The following is a 21,211-nucleotide window of genomic DNA, read 5'->3' as shown; positions in this document are numbered from 1 at the left end:
CAATGGTATGACCAATACGGTGACGTAGACCTATGGTCTAATAGGCTCGTCGCGCATTTGACGCTTCAATGCGGACACTCCCGGGCATGTCTCTACATAATGGTAATACCACTATGTGCAGAGGCGGCTCGCGGATTCCCCGGCTCGCGCGGTGGTGATCGCGCGGACCCCTGTCCGTTCTTGATGAGATCCGTCGATGCAGGCCTGGCAACAACTGTATGACCCCGCTGGCAACCTCTGGCTGTCCAGTCTGATCGCGCTGCTGCCGATCGCCTTCTTCTTCGTTGCCCTGGCCGTGCTGCGCATGAAAGGCTGGTTGGCCGGCACCCTGACCGTGGCGATCGCGCTGGCGGTGGCACTGCTGTTCTACCGGATGCCGCTGCAGCAGGCCGTCGCCGCCGGCGCCTACGGGTTCATCTACGGGCTGTGGCCCATCGCCTGGATCATCCTGGGCGCGGTGTTCCTGTACAAGGTCTCGGTCAAGACCGGGCAGTTCGACATCATCCGCGCCTCGATCCTGTCGGTCACCGAAGACCAGCGGCTGCAGATGCTGATGGTCGGCTTCGCCTTCGGTGCCTTCCTGGAAGGCGCGGCCGGCTTCGGCGCGCCGGTGGCGATCACCGCCGCACTGCTGGTCGGGCTCGGCTTCAAGCCGCTGTATGCGGCCGGGCTGTGCCTGATCGTCAACACCGCGCCGGTGGCGTTCGGCGCGATGGGCATTCCGATCATCGTGGCGGGGCAGGTGACCGGCCTGGATGCGTTCGAGATCGGCCAGATGGCCGGGCGCCAGCTGCCGTTCCTGACCATCATCGTGCTGTTCTGGATCATGGCGATCATGGACGGCTGGCGCGGGGTGAAGGAAACCTGGCCGGCGGTGCTGGTGGCCGGTGGCTCCTTCGCCATCGCCCAGTACCTGACCTCCAACTTCATCGGCCCGGAACTGCCGGACATCACCGCGTCGCTGGCCTCGCTGGTGTGCCTGACCCTGTTCCTGCGCCGCTGGACGCCGGTACGCATTTTCCGCTTCGACACCGAGACCAGCGCGCAGGCCGCCGCCCAGGCACTGGAAGCGCCGCAGTACAGCCGTGGGCAGATCCTGAAGGCATGGTCGCCGTTCCTGATCCTGACCGCGATGGTGACGGTGTGGAGCATCAAGCCGTTCAAGGCGCTGTTCGCCGCCGGTGGGGCGCTGAAACACTGGGTGATCAAGCTGCCGGTGCCATCGCTGGATCAACTGGTACAGAAGATGCCGCCGATCGTGCCGGCCCCCACCGCCTACGATGCGGTCTACACGTTCGATGCGGTGTCGGCCACGGGCACGGCGATCATGCTCGGCGCGGTGCTGGCCATCGTGCTGCTGAAGATGCGTCCGGCCGCGGCCCTGCGCACCTTCGTCGAGACCGCCAATGACCTGAAGGTGCCGATCTACTCCATCGGCATGGTGCTGGCCTTCGCCTTCATCGCCAACTACTCGGGGCTGTCGGCAACGCTGGCCCTGGCGCTGGCGCACACCGGCAAGGCGTTCACCTTCTTCTCGCCGTTCCTGGGCTGGCTGGGCGTGTTCCTGACCGGTTCGGACACCTCGTCCAACGCGCTGTTCTCGGCCCTGCAGGCAACCACGGCGCAGCAGATCGGGGTGCCCGAGGTGCTGCTGGTGGCGGCCAACACCACCGGCGGGGTGACCGGCAAGATGATCTCCCCGCAATCGATCGCCATCGCCTGCGCGGCGGTCGGCCTGGCCGGCAAGGAGTCGGACCTGTTCCGCTTCACCGTCAAGCACAGTCTGATCTTCACGGTGATGGTGGGCATCATCACCACGCTGCAGGCCTACTGGCTGACCTGGATGATTCCCTGATCCCATGCGCGCGGCACCGGCCACCGGCATCGACCCCATTGCCCGCCACGCGGGCGACAATGGCGCCATGAAGAACGAACGCCTGTCCGACAAGGTGGCCGCGCAGCTGCGCGCGCTGATCCATGCCCAGAACCTGCAGCCCGGTGACCGGTTGCCCGCCGAGCGGCCGCTGTCGGTGCAGTTGGGGGTGTCGCGTACCGCACTGCGCGAAGCCATCGCACAGTTGTCCAGCCAGGGGCTGCTGACCGCGCGCGTGGGCGGCGGCACCTTCGTGGCCGAACCGGCCGCGCGGGCGCGGCAGGCCATCGACGAACCGCTGATGCCCTACCTGCCGCTGTTCCAGGGCGACCCGGAGTACCGCTTCGACGTGCTGGAGATCCGCCACGCACTGGAAGGTGCCACGGCATGGCATGCGGCCCTGCGCGCCACCGATGCGGACCGCGCGAAGATCCGCCAGGCGTTCGACACCATGATGGACGCGCACGGCAAGGATGATCCCGCCGGCGAGGCGCGTGCCGATGCCGCCTTCCACCTGGCCATCGCCGAGGCCTCGCACAACCTGGTGCTGCTGCAGGTCATGCGCGGCCTGTTCGAACTGCTGCAGACCAACATCTCGCAGAGTCGCGAAAAGCTCTACACCTCGCCACGCACGTTCGAGCCGTTGTCGGTCCAGCACCGCGAAATGATGGATGGCGTGCTCTCCGGCGATCCCGAACGCGCGCGCGCCGCCGCGCACGCACACCTGGAATTCGTGCACACCTCGCTGCGCACGCTCGACGACAACGAAGCCCGGCGCGCACGCGCATCGCGGCTTCCTTCTTCCCACGGTTGACCCATGATCATCTCCGCCTCCACCGATTACCGCGCGGCCGCCCAGCGGCGGCTGCCGCCGTTCCTGTTCCACTACATCGATGGCGGCGCGTATGCCGAGCACACCCTCAAACGCAATGTCGCCGACCTGGCCGACGTGGCCCTGCGCCAGCGCGTGCTGCGCAACATGGCCGAGCTGAGCCTGGAGACCGAGTTGTTCGGCGAGCGGCTGGCGATGCCGGTGGCGCTGGCCCCGGTCGGCCTGACCGGCATGTACGCACGCCGCGGCGAGGTGCAGGCGGCGAAGGCGGCGGCCAGCCGCGGCATTCCGTTCACCCTGTCCACGGTGTCGGTGTGCCCGATCGAAGAGGTGGCGCCGGCCATCGACCGGCCCATGTGGTTCCAGCTCTACGTGCTCAAGGACCGCGGCTTCATGCGCAACGCGCTGGAGCGGGCCAAGGCCGCAGGCGTGACCACGCTGGTATTCACGGTGGACATGCCGACGCCCGGCGCGCGTTACCGCGATGCTCACTCGGGCATGAGTGGCCCCAATGCGCCGGCACGGCGCATGCTGCAGGCCGCCACCCATCCGCGATGGGCATGGGATGTGGGCCTGCTTGGCCGCCCCCATGATCTGGGCAACATTTCCACCTACCGCGGCCATCCCACCGGCCTGGCCGACTACATCGGCTGGCTGGCCAACAATTTCGATCCCTCCATTTCCTGGAAGGACCTGGAATGGATCCGTGAGTTCTGGACCGGCCCGATGGTGATCAAGGGCATCCTCGATGCAGAGGACGCCCGTGACGCGGTGCGCTTCGGTGCCGACGGCATCGTGGTCTCCAACCACGGCGGACGCCAGCTGGATGGTGTGCTGTCCACCGCACGGGCGTTGCCGGCCATCGCCGACGCGGTCAAGGGCGAGCTGAAGATCCTGGCCGATTCGGGCATCCGCAACGGCCTGGATGTGGTCCGCATGCTCGCGTTGGGCGCGGACAGCGTGCTGCTCGGCCGCGCGTTCGTGTACGCGTTGGCGGCGCACGGCGAGGCCGGCGTGGCCAACCTGCTGGACCTGGTCGCCAAGGAAATGCGCGTGGCGATGACGCTGACCGGCGCCAGAACCATCGCCGACATCAGTCGCGATTCGCTGGTGGACGCCACCCGTCACCTCGCGGTCGCCCCGTGAGCGGCGCGCCCGGGAACACGGCGGCGCTGCTGGCGCAGCTGCGCGGCATCGTCGGCGATGCGCACGTGCTGTCCGGCGACAAGCCGACCCGGCGCTTCCGCAAGGGCTACCGCTTCGGCGACGGGCCGGTGCTGGCGGTGGTGCGCCCCGGCACGCTGCTCGAACAATGGCGCGCCCTGCAGGCAATCGTGGCGGCCCACGCCATCGTCATCATGCAGGCGGCCAACACCGGCCTTACCGGCGGCTCCACGCCCGATGGCGCGGACTACGACCGCCCGGTGGTGATCGTCAACACGCTGCGGCTCACCGGCATCCAGCTGCTCAACGACGGGCGCCAGGTGGTCTGCCTGCCCGGTGCCACGCTGGATCGGCTGGAACAGGCGCTGGCGCCGCTGGACCGCGAACCGCACTCGGTGATCGGGTCATCGTGCATCGGGGCGTCGGTACTGGGCGGCGTCTGCAACAACTCCGGCGGCTCGCTGGTCCGCCGCGGACCGGCCTACACCGAGATGGCGCTGTTCGCCCAGGTCGATGCGGACGGGCAACTGCACCTGGTCAACCATCTTGGCATCGCGCTGGGGGACAGCCCCGAACAGATCCTGCAGCGCCTGCAGCGCGGTGACTACACACCGGGTGACGTCGACAACGGTGGCGACCGCGCCGCATCGGACCCGCGCTACGCCGAGCAGGTCCGTCAGGTCGATGCGGCCACCCCCGCGCGCTACAACGCCGATCCCTCGCGTCACTACGAAGCGTCCGGCTCGGCCGGCAAGCTGGCGGTCTTCGCGGTGCGCCTGGACACCTTCGCGCGCGAGGCGGGCGAGGTGTTCTACATCGGCAGCAATGCGATGGAGGATCTCACCACGATCCGCCGCCACCTGTTGACCGCGTTCGAGCGCCTGCCCATCTCCGGCGAGTACCTGCATCGCGAGGCGTACGACATCGGCGAGCGCTACGGCAAGGACACCTTCCTGCTGATCGACCGCTTCGGCACGGGGCGGGTGCCCGCCGCGTTCGCGTTGAAGAGCCGCATCGATGGCTGGTTCGAAAGCTTGGGCCTGCGCGGCGTCACCGACCGCGCGATCCAGCTGGTTATGCGCTGCCTGCCTGGCCACCTGCCGGCGCGCATGGGGCAGTTCCGTGCGCGCTACGAGCACCATCTGCTGCTCAAGGTGTCGGCGGCGGATGCCGCGGCGACCGGCACCTTCCTGCGCGACCACTTCGCGAACGGGGAGGGCGATTTCTTCCAGTGCACGGCCGAGGAGGGGCGCAAGGCCTTCCTGCATCGCTTCGCCGTGGCGGGCGCCGCCGTGCGGTACCGCGAGGTCCACCGGCGTGACGTCGAGGACATCGTGGCCCTGGACGTTGCGCTGCGTCGCGACGATCGCCACTGGGTGGAGCAGCTGCCGCCGGACCTCGATGCACGCCTGGCCGGCAAGCTCTACTACGGGCACTTCCTGTGCCATGTATTCCACCAGGACTACATCGTGCGCAAGGGCGAAAATCCGCTGGCGATCGAACATGCGATGTGGGCGCTGCTGGACCAGCGCGGGGCCGAGTATCCGGCCGAGCACAATGTGGGCCACCTCTATCCGGCCAAACCACCACTGGCGGCGTTCTACCGCACGCTGGACCCCAGCAACGCCTTCAACCCCGGCATTGGCCAGACCCCGCGCGGGGCGCACTGGGGCGCGCACGACTGCGGGCGCCACTGAGCGCCCGCAGCGGGCGCATCACTCGCAGCGTGCTGCAGTGATGATGTTGTCCTTGTCGATGAACACCCGCAGGCGGTCCTTGCGCAGGTCCTTGGAGGTGATGGTGGCCGGGCCGATCGGATTGATCAGGCCGGCGCCGCTCTCAAGCAGCAGGCGGCGCATGGTGGCTTCATCGGCGACGTGACCGACCGACCAGCCCAGGCCACTGGCATCGCAGAGGCCGGGACCGGTGATGGCCGGGCCGGGGGAGCTGACGCAGGCGCTCAGTGCCGCGGCGCTGCACAGCGCAAGCAGCGGAAGGGCGGCGCGACGGGCGAGGGATGGCATGGGGGTGGCTCCTGCAGGTTCGGGCGCCGACGATACCACTGCCGTCGCGAGTTTCGTGTCGTGGGCAGGCGCGACACGATGACGCGCCGCGCGGGGGCGGGCCCACAGCGCGGGTACAATGGCCGCCCGCCGCGCGGGTGGGACGCAGGAGCAGATCGGACATGTTGCATGTATTCATGCTGGGCGGCCGCCATGACCGCGCCCGCATCGAGGTCCACGACGTGGCCTTCGCCAACGTTGCGCGCATCGAAGACGCCTACCCGCAGCTGCGCCAGGACTGGTTCGGCGCAGCCAAAGGTCTGCACATCGATGGCTGGCTCGCGGTGGACGGCGTCGACGGCTACAAGGTGACCTTTGTCGAGGCGGCACCGGCAGCGGACGCGCCGCGGCTGTTCTTCATCAATCTCGGCGGCTACGTCGCACGCTCGCTGGGCGAGGCACACGACTACCGGCTGCTGGTGGCCACCGATGCCGCGCAGGCACGTCAGAAGGCCAAGGCGCTGCGCGATGCGGCCTGGTTCAAGCCGCACACCGACGCGGTGCTGGACGTGGACGACTGCATCGCCATCGACCAGATCGGTGGGCGCTACGTCCACCTGGCACCGGGTCCGCACAAGGGCACCGCGCTGGTCAGCGACTACATCGTGATCGGCTGACGCCGCAGAGCGCGGTACGGGCTACGGCCCGCCGTCCGATTCGCGGCCGGGCAGGGTGTGCACCGCCTGCCAGACCGTATCCAGGTGCTGGCGGAACACCGCCGGGGCGGCGGCGTAGGACGGGCTGTCGGCACGTTCACCGCCAAACGGCGCTTCGCCATCGATGACCACCAGCGACTCGCCCTCCACCCGGTAGCGATCATCGCCGCGCCGCAGCTCGATCACGATCTGCTGCGGGTCCACACCGCCGCCGCAGAAGGCGTGGCTGGGCAGGGTCAGTTCGGCCACACCGTCGCCGTCGAGGTCGGTGGCCTCGGCGTTGTCGAGGAAATAGGCGGCTTCCAGGTCCAGACCCTGGCACTCGGTGCGGTGTTCGCTGCGCCAGCGCTCAACGAACGGCGTGGCGGTGTCGGCACGCCGGTAGAGCGTGGCGGTCAGCAGCGCCACGTCCATCGCCTCGCCGCTGTCGGCATCGGGCGCCTGGCTGTCGACCCGGTCCAGCACCAGCAGGCCTTCGCCGTCCCTGTCGCGGAAGTGCACGGTCTTCAGCGGGGCGCTCACGCCCAGCGCCTGCAGCGTGGCGGCGTCGATCTCGGCGAGATGGACCAGCGTGGTCGCGGCGGGCGCTGCCGGCGTGGCGGTCTGCGCAGCCGGGGGCGATGCCGGTGCGGCACCGTCAACCGGCCGGTCGTTGCAGGCGGCCAGCAGCGCAACGCAGGCAAGGGCCGGCAGCAGGGGGGTACGCAGTCTCATGGTCAGTCCATTGATCCGGTGTTTCGCCTTGTTCCAAGGCGTCGATGATGGCCAGCGCCGCATCGGTGGTCAGCACCTGGGTGCCGGTGGTGTGGTCGCGCAGCGTGAGCTGTGCGTAGTGAAAGCGGGCGGCGCCGTCGAACGACACCGTGGCCAGGCAGGTTGCCGTGGCCCGGTAGACCGGGCCATTGCCGGGGTCGCAGTCGACCTCGGCGATGAATCCATCGCGGCCGTGCAACGTGCGCGGCGTACCGGTGTACTGGGCCATGCCGGTGGCGAAATCCACCCGGCGCCCTGCTGCCGCACCGCCGGTGTCAGTCGAGGAGACCGATACCCCAAGTGCCTGCAGCAGCGAGGCGCTGGCGGAGTGGCAATGCACGCCCACCGTTCGACGCTTCACCAGGATGTTCTCGCACAGCGTGTCGGGCTGCCCCGCGCCCAGGGCAACGTTACGCACCCGCGTGTAGTGGGCAGCATCGGGCGCTGCGGCGACATCGGCGCCCACGCTGCCGGACGCGCCTGCCAAGAGAAGCAGTGCCACCCGACCGGGAGACATCTCACTCGCTGCTCTTGCCGGCGAATGGCGCGCAGGTTTCCGGGTGGAACGCCGGCGGAGGATCGACCTCGGTGCCGTCGGCCTGGCGCAGAATCCGGTCGTCAATGCGGACCAGGGTCTGGTCCTGGCTGAATGCCGTCTCGTAGGGGCCACTGCTGACACTGAGATGGGCAACGATCGCGCCCTTGTCGAGGTCAAGCAGATAGAGGTTGGAGTAGGGTGCGTCGCCCGGCTTGATCTGGTCCCATGCGCCGCCCCATACCAGTGCGTGGCGCTTGTCGCAGCTGACGTTCCAGGCCTCCAGGGACGGCCCCAGCTTGATGCTCGCTTCGGCCTGCTGCGTCGGGTAGACGAAATGGTCGCCCTTGATCCGGATGGCACCGGCGGGCGTCTGTGCGCACGCGGCAGTGGTGCTGGTGACCAGTGCGAGCAGTGCCCACGAAAAATACTTCTTACGCATCATCGCCAAGTACCCGATAGGAAGACAGCGTTTCGTTCGAACGTCGCGCCGCAGGCGGCCGCTCGCCGGGGTTGACCAGCGCGCTGACCGCGTTGGACGCCTGCGCCGTCGCACCGCCATCGGCGGCGCGATGGATGTTGGTTTTCGCGCAGTAGAAAGCTGCGGTGTCCACGGCATTGTAGGGGTCTTCAGCGGCGATCTGCGGGTTGTTGATGACCGGGCCCGGGGTGCCGTTGTTGAACCACTGCGCGTGGAAGGTGCTGCGGTCCAACCAGCCACGGAACACCCAATACTCGGAATAGTTGTAGCGGCCGGTCAGCTGTTTCATGCCGCGACCACGGTATTTGATGCCATCGCCGGCATCGGTGTTTCCCAGTCCCGTCCGGCCTTCGTAATAGCCCCTTTGCCCGGGGACGGCAAAGTAACGGAGCTGCTGCTGGTTGGCGGGCGTGATCTGCAGGTAACCGTTGGCTTCGCTTTGGATCGATATGTGGTTGCCGTTGAACGCCGCGGCCATGCCGACGGCCGCTTCCCGCACGACCATGAAGAAATAGGATTCCTGTGCCGCCTGTCCAAAGAAATGCGACATCCGCAGCGGCGTATTGAGCAGGTACTTCCGAAGCACGCGGTTGATGCTGAGACGGTAGCGCTCCTTCACCGCATCGGGATCCTGGCCGAGATCGGTGTACATCGCCCTGTTGGGATAGATCTTCGCCAGTTCGGGTTGGCTGAGCCACCCGCAGCGGCGGAACAGCCGGATGAATTCCTTGGGATTGAAGTGCCAGTGGGCCTCGGGCAGGCCGGTGTTGGCCGCTTCCCAGAAACACAGTGCCTCGGCGTAGCGTTGGAAAGCGGGGAAGCTGCTGGCATTCAGATAGGTGCCACTGGACAGACTGTTCGCCTGCGCCGGCCCGTTGGGTCCCTCGCGGGTGAGCCATTGCCACCGGCTGGCGACGTTGCCGCGGTGCCATTCGGTGGGGAACTTGCAGATCATGCGCTTGAGCTTGGCGCGCACGGCCGGGTCGGCCAGGCGCGCCTGCGCTTCGGCTTCGGTATTGATGCCATCCCCATTGGTATCCAGCAGGGTGCGCAGCGTGGCGACATCGCAGCGGCTGTCGCCACCGACGGTGTCTTCGACGATGTCCCATCCGGCCCAGTGCGGCGCATCGGCATCGCTGAACATGTGGACGTTGGTGGCATTGAGGTTGACCCAGCCCCGTCCCGTCGGAGTGGCGATCTGCCGCCAGTGGGGGACCGTGGCGGGGGTGAGCGCATCCGGGCCGACGATGCGACCGTAGCGCAGCAGTTCATACACCGCACTCTGGCACGGCACCACCGGCGCACGCGCGGTACGGTATGCCTGGACCACCCGCCCGGATTCCCGGTACAGGCCGTATGCCGCGTCCGTTTCGGCAGGGATGGCCGCCAGCGTGGTGCCGTCGGCGCGATAGCTGGTCACCACAGCGTCGCCACGGGTGTAGGCGATGCCCACAAACAGCTCCTCGGCCAGTGCCGCGCCCCCTGTGCCGGCGGCGGCGGTGTAGCCGGGGCGGGCGGCGTACACCTGGGTGCCGGCCGGAATGTGGAAAAACATCTCGCCGAAGATGCTCGACGTGCGCCCATTCGCGCCGGTGTTCAGTTGGCCGGATCGGCGCCCGATCAGGCGCTCAAGGTTGTCGTCGTCGCAGATGATTTCGAAATGCAGGCTGTTGGCCGTGCCTTCGAAGCTGCCTGCCGTGCCGAGTTCGGCCTTGCGCAGGATGGCTTGGCCGGCGCTGACGGTGTTGCGGATCTCCCCCAGGTGCATGTAGATCGAGTAGAAGCGCACCTGCACGCCTGCGCCCTGGGCAGTGGCGCCGATCTCCGTGTCGTGCCGGATCACCACACAGCCGTTGTCCGTCCAGCCGTTGTAGCCCAGTGCGTGGGCGTCCACGGCAGCTGCATCGGCAGGGCGTGCGGTGGCGGCCTGGACATGCACGACGGTGCCGTCGGCAATACAGCGCACCGGCTCGCGACCGTTGCCGCGCGCGGGGGCGGTCAGGTGCAGGCCACCATGCCAGGCCAGCTTGTGGCTGAGTGGATAGCGTCCATGCGCGTGCTCGGGCATGGCTGCGTCGAGATAGGCGTCTTCGGTCTGCGCGTTGGCACGCGGAAGGAACGGGGGACTGATGATCATCGGCTGTCCTTAGCGCGAGAAGGGGAATTTGCGCGCTGCGTTCACAGTGCCCTGCGGAAGCGCGTCGATACCGGCCGCACCGCTTTCCCCGCCCATGAACGGATGCTGCCCGGCCTTGACGGTAAACGTGCCCGGGCAGCTGAAAGTGATGTTGCCGCCTTCCAGCGTGATCGCGCTGTTGCCGGCCTGCAGCACCACCTTCTGCTGGGCCAGGATGTCGATGCGGTCGTCGGTGGCGGTCACGGTGATGGCCTGGTCGGCCAGCAGTTCCAGCTCGCCGGTGTTGGACTGCAGGCTCACCGGGCCGTTGGCGGCAATCACCTTGACCGGCCCGGCCTGCGCAAACAGCGCCACGTGCTCGCCGGCCACGGCCGACACGGTTTCTCCGGCGCTGACCTGCAGGTCCTGCTGCACGGTCATCTGCAGGTTCTGGCCGGCGTAGGCCACCGCGCTGGCCGGGGTGGTCCAGACGATGCGGTCCGGCGAGTCGGCCAGCAGCAGCGGGGCGGCGAAGCGCTCCACCGGGTCCTGGCCCGGGCTGCGCCCGCCGCCCGGCTTCATGCCGGACTGGCCGTTGACCTGGCTGCCGTACTTGCCCTCGGCGGTCGGATCGATCCTGGCGCGCAGCTGCGCGGTGCTGGTGAGTGCGCCCAGCGGCGGCACGTCCTGCTTCTGCAGCGTGTCGTGCATCGCCTCCAGCGCCCGCTCGGCGGTGCGCAGCTGCTCGACCGCCTCATGGCTGTCCAGCACCGTGGATGTCGCGTCCTGGCGGGCACTGGTGGACAGCAGCAGGCCCTGGCCGGCGTGCACGTTGCCCCAGCCGTGGGTGGCCAGCTCGAAGCCCTGGCCGCGCAGCGCGCCACGGCGGGTGTCGCTGTGGTCGATCAGGTAGCCCAGCTCCAATCGGCTGTCGGCCAGCGAGGTGTGCAGGCGCGTGCGCAACTGGCCGGTGGTGTCGTCGATCACCCACTGCTGGGTGCCGCTGCCATCGTGGGACTGGGTGTGCAGGCCGCTGAGCACGCCAGGGTGCTGGGCCGTGTCGTCCAGGCCGCCGCCGAAGGGCGGGGCGACCTCGCCGTTGTAGAGCTGGCCGGTGATGCGCGGCTGGTCGATGTCCCCGTGCAGGAACTCCACCAGCACCTCCGCGCCGATGCGCGGCAGGAAATGCGTGCCCCAGTTGGGGCCGGCCACCCACTCGGCCACCGGCACCCAGCTGCCGCTGGTCTGGTCGCCCGGCGCATGGCCTGCGCTGCGGCTGCCGGTCTCGGTCATGCCGCCGGCGTTGGGCGCCACGCCGCGCTGCCAGCCGAACTGGATGCGCACCTGGTGGTCGCGGCTGGGGCTGACCACGCTGTCGGCCACGCCGACCACGCGTGCGGTCTGCGGGCCGTGCAGGGTGGGGCGGTCCTGCGGCAGGGCGCGGATCGGGATGTCGTGCGGGGCCGCCACAAAGCGGTTGCGGTAGCTGCCCTGCTCCAGGGCCGCCTCGCCGAGCAGCTCGACGATGCCGTGGCCGAGGTTGTTGACCGCCGCATGCGCCACGGCCAGCAGCACGAAGGCCTGGCCCTCGTGCTGCGGATGCTGGATGAGGGTGAAGGCGCTGCCGGCGGCCAGCGTGCGCACCGAGCCGCTGCCCTGGAACAGGGTCATCGGCACGCGCAGCGCATCCAGCCGGGCCTGCGCCTCATCGGCGGCCAGCGCGGCCTGCGCAAAGCGCCCGGCGCGGGGCTGCACGTACACCTCCAGCACCGGCAGCGCGCCGGCCTCGGCCTGGCTCTGGCCACTGACGGCAGTGAGCTGCTCGCTGTGCCAACTGGCCACGCTGCTGGCGTTGGGGACCAGCTGGCGCTGCTCGGCAAAGGCGGTGATGCCATCGCGCGCCTCGGCGATGTCGCTGCGGTGGAAGCGCTGGCTGCCCAGCGCGGGGCGCTCGGCGGCCGGGTCGAACACCACCAGCGTGTGCGCGGCCTCGCCGTCCTGGGTCTGCTCGATGCACCAGGCCAGGCCGGCCTCGGCCAGCAGGCGGGTGACAAAGCCCCAGTCGCTCTCGCGGTACTGGGTGGTGATCGCACGGGCCGGCAACGCGGCCTGCACGTCGAAACGGAAGGCGGCCTGCGGGTAGTCGGCGAAGATCTGCTCGCAGATGGCGCGGGTGTCCAGGTCCTGGAAGATCACCGCGTTGCGGCGCAGGGCCAGCAGCGCGGTCCACGGCTCCAGGGTGAGCCGGTAGCGGGCCAGACCGCCATCGCTGCCGAGCTGGGCCACCTCGGTGCATAGGCCGTGCCACTGACGCATGCCGCCATCGGCGCGGCGCACCTGCAGGGTCAGGGGCTGCTCCAGCCACGGCGCCATGTCCAGGAACGCATCGGTGGACAGGCAGTCGATCTCGAACCGGGTGCTGCCGCAGACCGCCTCCTGGCCCTCGAAGCGCTCCACCACCAGGCCGGAGGCCGGGCCGAGCAGCTGGATCAGGCGCGCCTGCTGGGAGGGGGCGCCAAGGGTGGCCAACAACGAGGAGCGAGAGACATCCATATCGACAGGCTCTTGTCAGAGGGTGTGATGATGCGTGCCCCAGGCTGCGGCCGCGTGACGCCCACAGTGCCTGTTTCACGTCCATGTACCCGGCAACAGTAACAAACCCCATTGACGGGCTCTTTCACCGACCGGCTTCGCACGCCCCCTGACGTGTGCCTGCAATGCAGGCAGGAAGTGGATCGATTTTGTCGCATTCAGCGCGACACGGGGCCGCTGCGTCAAATTATAGACGGGAAATTGTGATGAATTGCTCGATATCGAGCGGATGCCGGAGGCAAGTTACTGGCGCCACACCAGGGGATGGCAGGGCGGAGCACCCAGGGCAAGCTGCGCGCCTATTTGGGCGGACAAAACGCCACACACACACCGCGGCGGTTGAGCAGCGGCCGCACCGGCTCGTCATGCCGCTGAAAACTCCACCTCAGCTCAAGGCCGCCAGCGCTGAAGCCGGGATAGGTGTAGTTGCGAAAGTTGCCATCGGGATCATTCTTCAGATACGACGTCATCAAGTAGGCCTCACCGCAATGACCGTTGATGTACGTGCCTGCTGGGTGATGGGGAATGTCCGGCCCGGGCCAATTGCTGACCTGGCTTTCGTCCAGTACGGGACACAGCATCTTTCCATCGACCACCAATCCGTAGAAGCCTACACTCCGCATCCGATCGGTTGGGCTCGTCCACTTGAGCTTCTCCTTGTCGTTCGGCGGCGGCATGCGGTAGAACACATTCGCACGCGGCCAGAGGCGGATGCCGGAGATGCGCACTTCCATCATCTGTTCTCCGATAGCCGACGCATCGTTGGAGTCGATCACCACGCCGTGGCGATCGAAAATATAGAAGTACTGTGCGGTCATCGCTGCAGGGTTGCGGGATGAAACTATCGCCCGGAACGGCCAATCCTCGGGCGGGTGGTAGCTGCCTGTCCCCTGGGGTGGCAGTCGCGTCGAACCGAAGTTCACCCTCCAGTGCGTCTGCTCGTCAGGTGGGGTGACATCCCGGTAAGCACTCTCCCCCTCTTGCGGGTGGCACTCATAGATCCGGCCTTCCACCGTGCGGATAGTGGCCGGGGGCTTGGGACAGTTGATCGGCCCCATTGCTGCAGACGGAAGAGTCTCAAATGGCGCCTGTGAGAGCGCCGCGGCAGCTAGGACGAAAGGAATAAGAAGGCTCATAGCGGATGGATGTACTGGAATTTGTGGCGGGGGCAAGCTGCGCGCTTACTTGGGCGGACAAAACGCCACACACACACCGCGGCGGTTGAGCAGCGGCCGCACCGGCTCGTCATGCCGCTGAAAGCTCCACCTCAGCTCAAGGCCGCCAGCGCTGAAGCCAGGATAGGCGTAGTAGCGGAAATTGCCGTCCGGGTCGTTTGGCAACGTAGACTCGATCCGGTAGGCCTCACCGCAGTGGCCGTTGATGTACATGCCTGCGGGACGAGAAGGCTCGTCCACGCCTGGCCACGTGCTGATCAGGCTTTCGTCCAGCACCGGACAGAGCATCTTTCCATCGACTACCAATGCGTAGGAAACCACATCACCCAAGCGTTCAATCGAGATCGCCCGCTTGACCTTATCTTTCTCGTTCTGCGGCGGCATTCGGTAGAAGACAGTTGCACCGGGCCACAGGCGTACGCCAGAGATCCGTACCTCCATCATCTGTTCGCCAATAGCACCAGGCTCATTGGAATCGATCACCACGCCACGGTGATCGAAAACATAGAAGTACTCCGTGGCTATCTCCGCAGGGTTTCCTGAGGAGACTATCGCCCGGAACGGCCATCCTTCGGGCTGATGATAGCTGCCCGTGAATTTTGATGTCAGCCTTTCAGGCGCAAAGGTGACCATCCAGTGAGTCTTATCATCAGGCGGCGTGACATCCCGGTACGCGTCCTCTCCCCCTTGCGGATGGCATTCATAGATGCGGCCTTCCACCGTGCGGATGGTTGCGGGCGGCTTGGGGCAGTTGATCGGGCCCATTTGCTCTCCCGGAAGGGTCTCGAATAAACCCTGTGAAATCGACGCGGCGGTGAGGACGAGAGAAAAAAGCAGGTTCATAGATGATTGATGTACTGGAATTTGCGGCGGGGACAAGCTGCGCGCCTATTTGGGCGGACAGTAGGCCACACACACACCGAGACGATTGAGTAGCGGCCGTACCGGCTCGTCATGCCGCTGGAAGCTCCACTGCAGCTCAAGACCGCCAGCGCTGAAGCCGGGATAGGCGTAGTAGCGATAGTTGCCATCAGGATCATTCTTCAAATACGACGTCATCAAGTAGGCTTCACCGCAATGACCGTTGATGTACGTGCCTGCTGGGTGATGGGGAATGTCCGGCCCGGGCCAATTGCTGACCTGGCTTTCGTCCAGTACGGGACACAGCATGTTTCCATCGACCACCAATCCGTAGAAGCCTAGACCCCGCATCCGATCGATTGGGCTCGTCCACTTGAGCTTCTCCTTGTCGTCCGGCGGCGGCATGCGGTAGAACACATTCGCACGCGGCCAGAGGCGGATGCCGGAGATGCGCACTTCCATCATCTGTTCTCCGATAGCCGACGCATCGTTGGAGTCGATTACCACGCCGTGGCGATCGAAAATGTAGAAGTACTGCGCGGCCATCGCGGCAGGGTTGCGGGATGAAACTATCGCCCTGAACGGCCAATCCTCGGGCGGGTGGTAGCTGCCTGTCCCCTGGGGTGGCAGTCGTGTCGAACCGAAGTCCACACTCCAGTGCGTCTGCTCGTCAGGTGGGGTGACATCCCGGTAGGCACTCTCCCCCTCTTGCGGGTGGCACTCATAGATCCGGCCTTCCACCGTGCGGATAGTGGCCGGGGGCTTGGGACAGTTGATCGGCCCCATTGCTGCAGACGGAAGAGTCTCAAAGGGAGCCTGAGAGAGCGCCGCGGCAGCTAGGACGAAAGGTAGAAGCAGGCTCATGGCTGATCGGTGTGCTGGACGTTGGGGTGGGGGAGTGCTTGCGGCCTATTTGGGCGGACAGAACGTCAGACACGCGCCGAGACGATTGAGCAGCGGCCGTACTTGCTCGTCGTGCCGCTGGAAGCTCCACCGCAGCGAAGCGCCGCCGGCGCGGAAGCCGGGATAGGCGTAGTAGCGGAAGTTGTCGTCGGGATCGTTTGGCAGGGTAGATTCGATGCGGTAGGCCTCTCCGCAGTGACCGTTGATGTACGTGCCTGCTGGGTGATGGGGAATGTCCGGCCCGGGCCAATTGCTAACCTGGCTTTCGTCCAGTACGGGACACAGCATCTTTCCATCGACTACCAATCCGTAGAAGCCTACACTCCGCATCCGATCGGTTGGGCTCGTCCACTTGAGCTTCTCCTTGTCGTCCGGCGGCGGCATGCGGTAGAACACATTCGCACGCGGCCAGAGGCGGATGCCGGAGATACGCACTTCCATCATCTGTTCTCCGATAGCCGACGCATCGTTGGAGTCGATCACCACGCCGTGGCGATCGAAAACGAAGAAGTACTCCGCCGCCATTGCTGCGGGATTGCTTGATGAGACGATTGCCCGGAATGGCCAATCCTCAGATGCGTGATAGCTTCCCGTTCCCTGGGGTGGCAGTCGCGTCGAACCGAAGTTCACACTCCAGTGCGTCTGCTCGTCAGGTGGGGTGACATCCCGGTAGGCATCTTCTCCCTCTTGTGGATGGCATTCATAGATGCGGCCTTCCACCGTACGGATCGTTGCCGGCGGCTTGGGGCAGTTGATCGGGCCGGTCGGTTCCGGGAGCGTCTCGAAAGGTCCGTGTGAAAGCGTCGCGGCAGCGAACAAGAAAGATGGAAGCAGGCTCATGGCTGATCGGTGTGCTGGACGTTGGGGCGGGAGAAAGGTTTCCGCCTATTTGGGCGGACAGAAGGCCACACACACACCGCGGCGGTTGAGCAGCGGCCGCACCGGCTCGTCGTGCCGCTGGAAGCTCCACCGCAGCTCAAGGCCGCCAGCGCTGAAGCCAGGGTAGGCGTAGTAGCGATAGTTGCCATCGGGATCACCCTTCAAATACGACGTTCTCAAGTAGGCCTCGCCGCAGTGGCCATTGATGTACGTGCCTGCTGGGTGGTTAGGGACGTCTGGCCCCGGCCAACTGCTCACCTGGCTTTCGTCCAGTACGGGACACAGCATCTTTCCATCGACCACCAATCCGTAGAAGCCAACATCCCGCATCCGATCGGTTGGGCTCGTCCACTTCAGCTTTTCTTTGTCGTTCGGCGGCGGCATGCGGTAGAACACATTTGCACGCGGCCAGAGTCGGATGCCGGAGATGCGCACCTCCATCATCTGTTCTCCAATAGCCTCCGCATCGTTGGATTCGATCACCACGCCGCCGCGATCAAAAATGTAGAAGTACTGCGCGGCCATCGCTGCAGGGTTGCGATGTGAAACTATCGCGCGGAACGGCCAGTCCTCGGGTGCGTGATAGCTTCCCGTTCCCCTAGGTGGAAGTCTTGTCGATCCGAACCTCATCCTCCAGTGCGTCTGCTCGTCAGGTGGGGTGACATCCCGGTAAGCATCTTCTCCCTCTTGTGGATGGCATTCATAGATCCGGCCCTCCACCGTGCGGATCGTTGCGGGCGGCTTGGGGCAGTTGATCGGGCCCATTTGCTCTCCCGGAAGGGTCTCGAATAAACCCTGTGAAATCGACGCGGCGGTGAGAACGAGAGAAAAAAGCAGTTTCATAGATGATTGATGCACTGGGATTTGTGGCGGAGGCAAGCTGCGCGCCTATTTGGGCGGACAAAACGCCACACACACACCGCGGCGGTTGAGCAGCGGCCGCACCGGCTCGTCATGCCGCTGAAAACTCCATCTCAGCTCAAGGCCGCCAGCGCTGAAGCCGGGATAGGTGTAGTTTCGAAAGTTGCCATCGGGATCATTCTTCAAATACGACGTCATCAAGTAGGCCTCACCGCAATGGCCGTTGATGTACGTGCCTGCTGGGTGATGGGGAATGTCCGGCCCGGGCCAATTGCTGACCTGACTTTCGTCCAGTACGGGACACAGCATGTTTCCATCGACCACCAATCCGTAGAAGCCCACATCCCTCATCCGATCGGTTGGGCTGGTCCACTTAAGCTTCTCCTTGTCGTCCGGCGGCGGCATGAGGTAGAACACATTCGCACGCGGCCAGAGGCGGATGCCGGAGATGCGCACTTCCATCAACTGCTCTCCGATAGCCAATGCATCGTTGGAGTCGATCACTACGCCCTGGCGATCAAAAATATAGAAGTACTGCGCGGCCATCGCGGCAGGGTTGCGGGATGAAACTATCGCCCGGAACGGCCAATCCTCGGGCGGGTGATAGCTGCCTGTCCCTTGGGGTGGCAGTCTTGTCGATCCGAACCTCATCCTCCAGTGCGTCTGCTCGTCAGGTGGGGTGACATCCCGGTAAGCATCTTCCCCCTCTTGCGGATGGCATTCATAGATGCGGCCCTCCACCGTGCGGATCGTCGCGGGCGGCTTGGGGCAGTTGATCGGGCCGGTCGGTTCCGGGAGGGTCTCGAAAGGTCCGTGTGAAAGCGCCGCGGCAGCGAACAAGAAAGATGGAAGCAGGCTCATGGCTGATCGGTGTGCTGGACGTTGGGGTGGGGGAGTGCTTCAGGCCTATTTGGGCGGACAGAATGCCAGACACACACCGAGACGATTGAGTAGCGGCCGTACCGGCTCGTCATGCCGCTGGAAGCTCCACCGCAGCGAAACGCCCCCGGCGCGGAAGCCGGGATAGGCGTAGTAGCGGAAGTTGTCGTCGGGGTCGTTCGGCAAGGTAGACTCGATCCGGTAGGCCTCACCGCAGTGGCCATTGATGTACTGGCCCGTTGGCTGGGGAGATACATGCTCCCCCGGCCAGCTGCTGACCAGGCTCTCGTCCAGTACGGGGCACAGCATCTTTCCGTCGACCACGAATGCGTAGAAGGGGGTGTCCCTGATCCGATCCGTCGGGGTTGACCATTTGAGCTTTTCTTTGTCGTTCAGTGGCGGCATGCGATAGAACACAGTTGCGCTTGGCCACAGGCGGACACTGGAGATCCTTACCTCCATCATCTGGTCGCCAACAGCACCGGGCTCATTGGAGTCGATCACCACGCCATGACGATCAAAAACATAGAAATACTCCGCGGCCATTGCTCCCGGATTGCTGGATGACACTATCGCCCGAAACGGCCAATCTGCTGACGGGTGAAAGCTGCCCGTGCCATTCGGTGGCGGTCTCACCGAACCGAATGTCACCATCCAATGCGTCTTTTCGTCAGGAGGGGTGATATCCCTGTAAGCATCCTCTCCCTCTTCCGGCCGGCACTCATAGATGCGGCCTTCCGCAGTCCGAATCGTAGCTGGTGGCTTGGGGCAGTTGATCGGGCCGGTCGGTTCAGGGAGCGTCTCAAATGTACCCTGTGAAGGCGACGCGACAGCAAGTACAAGTGTTAGAAACAGGCTCATAGCTGGTCAATGCCCATACTGATATGTATGTGGTGAACGTGAGTATCGTTGGTGGTGAACGCCTCGGCACCAGGCTCGTTCGGGTTGATGACCCCCAACTGTTGATACGTTAAGCGCCACGGTCCACCCAACCAGCCCAGCGTGCGCTGCGCCCTGGCAGTGGCAATGTACACATGAATCCGACGCGAGAATTCCCGCATGCGAGTGCGCTCGGCGGTTTCTTGCTGGCCAGTCGCGGTGGGATTGGAATCTGGCGACGATACGCGATGAAACTGGATTGTGACTGTGTGCTGCTGGTTGTTCGCGCCGTTCACCGTGGTACGCACATGTGTCAGGTCGATGGCCGAGGCATAGCGATGCCGCGTAGAGCCGATGTGGGGCCGCCAGGCGCCGGTGCTGCGGGCGTATGTGATATCCAGGTCGTCCATCATCTGCAACAGGAACTCCATCGTGGCGGGATGGGTACGCCGCAGTGTTTCGTCGGCGGTCATCCGGTTGCCTGGCTGGCCGTTGTCCTCGCGGAAAGAGAAGCGGCCTCGTCCGCCAGTGGTGGACTGGTTGTTGAACTGCACCTCCCTGCCGCCCGAGGTCAAGATGCGGTCATGAGGGCTAGCCCCGGCGCCTGTTCCGGCAGTCAACTGCTCACCATAGATGATGCGCAGTGCGTCTCGGAAGGTGCTGTTCTGAATGAGAGGGTGGTTTGTGCCATACGTGCGAGAAGCATCTGCCCAGAGTTGAAATGAGACGACGTAGTTACCGAGGTCAAGTGCGCTGACCAGCACATAAGATGTATGCGCCTGGGTGAAGCGATGTGCAGCCCCATCGGCCGGGATTTGATCGCTTCCACCACCCCGGGTGCGCTGCATGCCGTTCGGGTGCGTTCGACGCACGGAAAGGGTGCAGTTGGCATTCTCGATGACCTCGAGCTCGACCAGCGGTTGAACCTCGCGATCGCTATCGGTCCCAGTGGCCAACGCGTGCCGTGGAATCGTGAACACGTTTCCTGAAACGAACTGCTCGGTAGGCTCTTTGATGAATACTCGATATCGGCCAGGGCCGGCCACCCTCACGTGGGCACGGCCTTCCCTGTCTGTACGTCCGTCATTCCTGTGAGGTTGTGTCGCCACCCTCCAGGTATCAGGTGCCTCCGGTGTGTTCCTGACAACGAGATAGGGCAGATTGCTGGCTGAGGTGGCTGCGCCACCGCTCATCATCTGCAGCCGTATCCTGGCGTAGTAATCCGTATCGAACTGGCAGATGTTCATGGCAACGCCGTCGCGGTCGTTCTCGACGCGGACGGGCACCTGCAGGGCGGGGGCTTGCTGGGTCATGCGTGCGGCTCCATCGTGCAGGTCAAACCGAGTCCATCTGGAAGGGCATGGCGACGGCGCCCGCGATCACGCTGACCTGCTTGTGCGCGGTGGCGTCATGCTGGAAGGTGCCGATGGTCTTCCAGGAGCCATCGTCGCGCTGGACGTCGATCTGGATTCTGGTAGCGCCAGCCACTGTCCAGAGGGTGGACGTCCCTTCCTTGGCATCGCCGATCCGGACGGTCAGCCCTGTTCCGCCGGTTCCGGTGGAGGCGGTGCGGGCGTTTCCCTGGCCATCGGTCAGTCGGTAGGTGAGGCCCTCGACAGGGGTGCCGAGGGAAGTCCTGAATGCAATTTCCGTGGTGCCTTTGTGCGTGCCGTCGCTATGTGCCGTCATTGGATGCCATCCTGGGTCGG

Annotated in this window: 20 protein-coding genes; 5 read left to right on the top strand and 15 right to left on the bottom strand. The window is 65.4% G+C overall.

Annotation, left to right across the window (positions count from 1 at the left end; all coding sequences use genetic code 11):
- The first annotated feature begins 196 nt into the window (after positions 1-196).
- The 4 genes from lldP to dld all read left to right on the top strand — a co-directional run bounded on the left by lldP (position 197) and on the right by dld (position 5,566).
- The gene (gene lldP / locus ACLB90_RS01155; protein WP_411851241.1) at positions 197-1,855 is read left to right on the top strand and encodes an L-lactate permease; all 1,659 of its coding nucleotides are present in this window, start codon (positions 197-199) and stop codon (positions 1,853-1,855) included.
- Positions 1,856-1,922: 67 nt separating this feature from the next.
- Positions 1,923-2,687: a transcriptional regulator LldR gene (gene lldR, locus ACLB90_RS01150; protein ID WP_411852668.1), complete on the top strand. Its 765-nt coding sequence runs from the start codon at positions 1,923-1,925 to the stop codon at positions 2,685-2,687.
- A gap of 3 nt (positions 2,688-2,690) precedes the next feature.
- Positions 2,691-3,851, top strand: coding sequence for an FMN-dependent L-lactate dehydrogenase LldD (gene lldD / locus ACLB90_RS01145; RefSeq protein WP_411851240.1), 1,161 nt, complete (start codon positions 2,691-2,693; stop codon positions 3,849-3,851).
- Entirely contained in the window at positions 3,848-5,566 is a 1,719-nt protein-coding gene (gene dld, locus ACLB90_RS01140; protein WP_411851239.1) for a D-lactate dehydrogenase, read from the top strand. Before lldD ends, dld begins: the two co-directional genes overlap by 4 nt.
- An 18-nt stretch (positions 5,567-5,584) precedes the next feature.
- Here dld and ACLB90_RS01135 read toward each other — a convergent pair whose 3' ends face one another.
- Positions 5,585-5,893: a hypothetical protein gene (locus ACLB90_RS01135; protein WP_411851238.1), complete on the bottom strand. Its 309-nt coding sequence runs from the start codon at positions 5,891-5,893 to the stop codon at positions 5,585-5,587.
- Between the two features lie 161 nt (positions 5,894-6,054).
- On the opposite strand from ACLB90_RS01135, the gene ACLB90_RS01130 reads away from it, so the two are divergent.
- Positions 6,055-6,549: a DUF1543 domain-containing protein gene (locus ACLB90_RS01130; RefSeq protein WP_411851237.1), complete on the top strand. Its 495-nt coding sequence runs from the start codon at positions 6,055-6,057 to the stop codon at positions 6,547-6,549.
- A gap of 21 nt (positions 6,550-6,570) precedes the next feature.
- Here ACLB90_RS01130 and ACLB90_RS01125 read toward each other — a convergent pair whose 3' ends face one another.
- From ACLB90_RS01125 to ACLB90_RS01060, 14 genes are all read right to left on the bottom strand, one after another.
- Positions 6,571-7,302, bottom strand: coding sequence for a M949_RS01915 family surface polysaccharide biosynthesis protein (locus tag ACLB90_RS01125; RefSeq protein ID WP_411851236.1), 732 nt, complete (start codon positions 7,300-7,302; stop codon positions 6,571-6,573).
- Entirely contained in the window at positions 7,226-7,843 is a 618-nt protein-coding gene (locus ACLB90_RS01120; protein WP_411851235.1) for a hypothetical protein, read from the bottom strand. Before ACLB90_RS01120 ends, ACLB90_RS01125 begins: the two co-directional genes overlap by 77 nt.
- A gap of 16 nt (positions 7,844-7,859) precedes the next feature.
- A complete protein-coding gene (locus ACLB90_RS01115) occupies positions 7,860-8,318 on the bottom strand; it encodes a hypothetical protein (RefSeq protein ID WP_411851234.1) in 459 nt (152 codons plus the stop codon).
- Complete coding sequence (locus tag ACLB90_RS01110; protein ID WP_411851233.1) at positions 8,311-10,494, bottom strand: hypothetical protein; 2,184 nt, start codon at positions 10,492-10,494, stop codon at positions 8,311-8,313. Before ACLB90_RS01110 ends, ACLB90_RS01115 begins: the two co-directional genes overlap by 8 nt.
- Positions 10,495-10,503: 9 nt before the next feature.
- Positions 10,504-13,026: a type VI secretion system Vgr family protein gene (locus tag ACLB90_RS01105; RefSeq protein ID WP_411851232.1), complete on the bottom strand. Its 2,523-nt coding sequence runs from the start codon at positions 13,024-13,026 to the stop codon at positions 10,504-10,506.
- Between the two features lie 338 nt (positions 13,027-13,364).
- Positions 13,365-13,883, bottom strand: a complete 519-nt coding sequence (locus tag ACLB90_RS01100) for a hypothetical protein (protein WP_411851231.1) — start codon at positions 13,881-13,883, stop codon at positions 13,365-13,367.
- 363 nt (positions 13,884-14,246) lie between these two features.
- The gene (locus ACLB90_RS01095; RefSeq protein ID WP_411851230.1) at positions 14,247-15,083 is read right to left on the bottom strand and encodes a hypothetical protein; all 837 of its coding nucleotides are present in this window, start codon (positions 15,081-15,083) and stop codon (positions 14,247-14,249) included.
- Positions 15,084-15,128: 45 nt separating this feature from the next.
- On the bottom strand, positions 15,129-15,965 hold the full coding sequence (locus ACLB90_RS01090) for a hypothetical protein (RefSeq protein ID WP_411851229.1): 837 nt from the start codon (positions 15,963-15,965) through the stop codon (positions 15,129-15,131).
- A 45-nt stretch (positions 15,966-16,010) separates the two neighbouring features.
- Positions 16,011-16,844 carry a hypothetical protein gene (locus tag ACLB90_RS01085; protein ID WP_411851228.1) on the bottom strand — a complete coding sequence of 278 codons (834 nt, stop codon included), beginning with the start codon at positions 16,842-16,844 and terminating at the stop codon, positions 16,011-16,013.
- 45 nt (positions 16,845-16,889) lie between these two features.
- A complete protein-coding gene (locus tag ACLB90_RS01080) occupies positions 16,890-17,726 on the bottom strand; it encodes a hypothetical protein (RefSeq protein WP_411851227.1) in 837 nt (278 codons plus the stop codon).
- 45 nt (positions 17,727-17,771) lie between these two features.
- Positions 17,772-18,605, bottom strand: a complete 834-nt coding sequence (locus ACLB90_RS01075) for a hypothetical protein (protein WP_411851226.1) — start codon at positions 18,603-18,605, stop codon at positions 17,772-17,774.
- A 45-nt stretch (positions 18,606-18,650) separates the two neighbouring features.
- Entirely contained in the window at positions 18,651-19,169 is a 519-nt protein-coding gene (locus ACLB90_RS01070; RefSeq protein WP_411851225.1) for a hypothetical protein, read from the bottom strand.
- Positions 19,170-19,480: 311 nt separating this feature from the next.
- A complete protein-coding gene (locus ACLB90_RS01065; RefSeq protein WP_411851224.1) occupies positions 19,481-20,815 on the bottom strand; it encodes a hypothetical protein in 1,335 nt (444 codons plus the stop codon).
- Between the two features lie 22 nt (positions 20,816-20,837).
- Positions 20,838-21,191, bottom strand: coding sequence for a hypothetical protein (locus ACLB90_RS01060; protein WP_411851223.1), 354 nt, complete (start codon positions 21,189-21,191; stop codon positions 20,838-20,840).
- Positions 21,192-21,211: the final 20 nt, after the last annotated feature.

Source organism: Stenotrophomonas sp. LGBM10 (assembly GCF_046736075.1).
Lineage (GTDB): Bacteria > Pseudomonadota > Gammaproteobacteria > Xanthomonadales > Xanthomonadaceae > Stenotrophomonas.
Note: the sequence above shows the minus strand (reverse complement) of the source record. Positions and strands in the feature narration are given on the sequence as shown.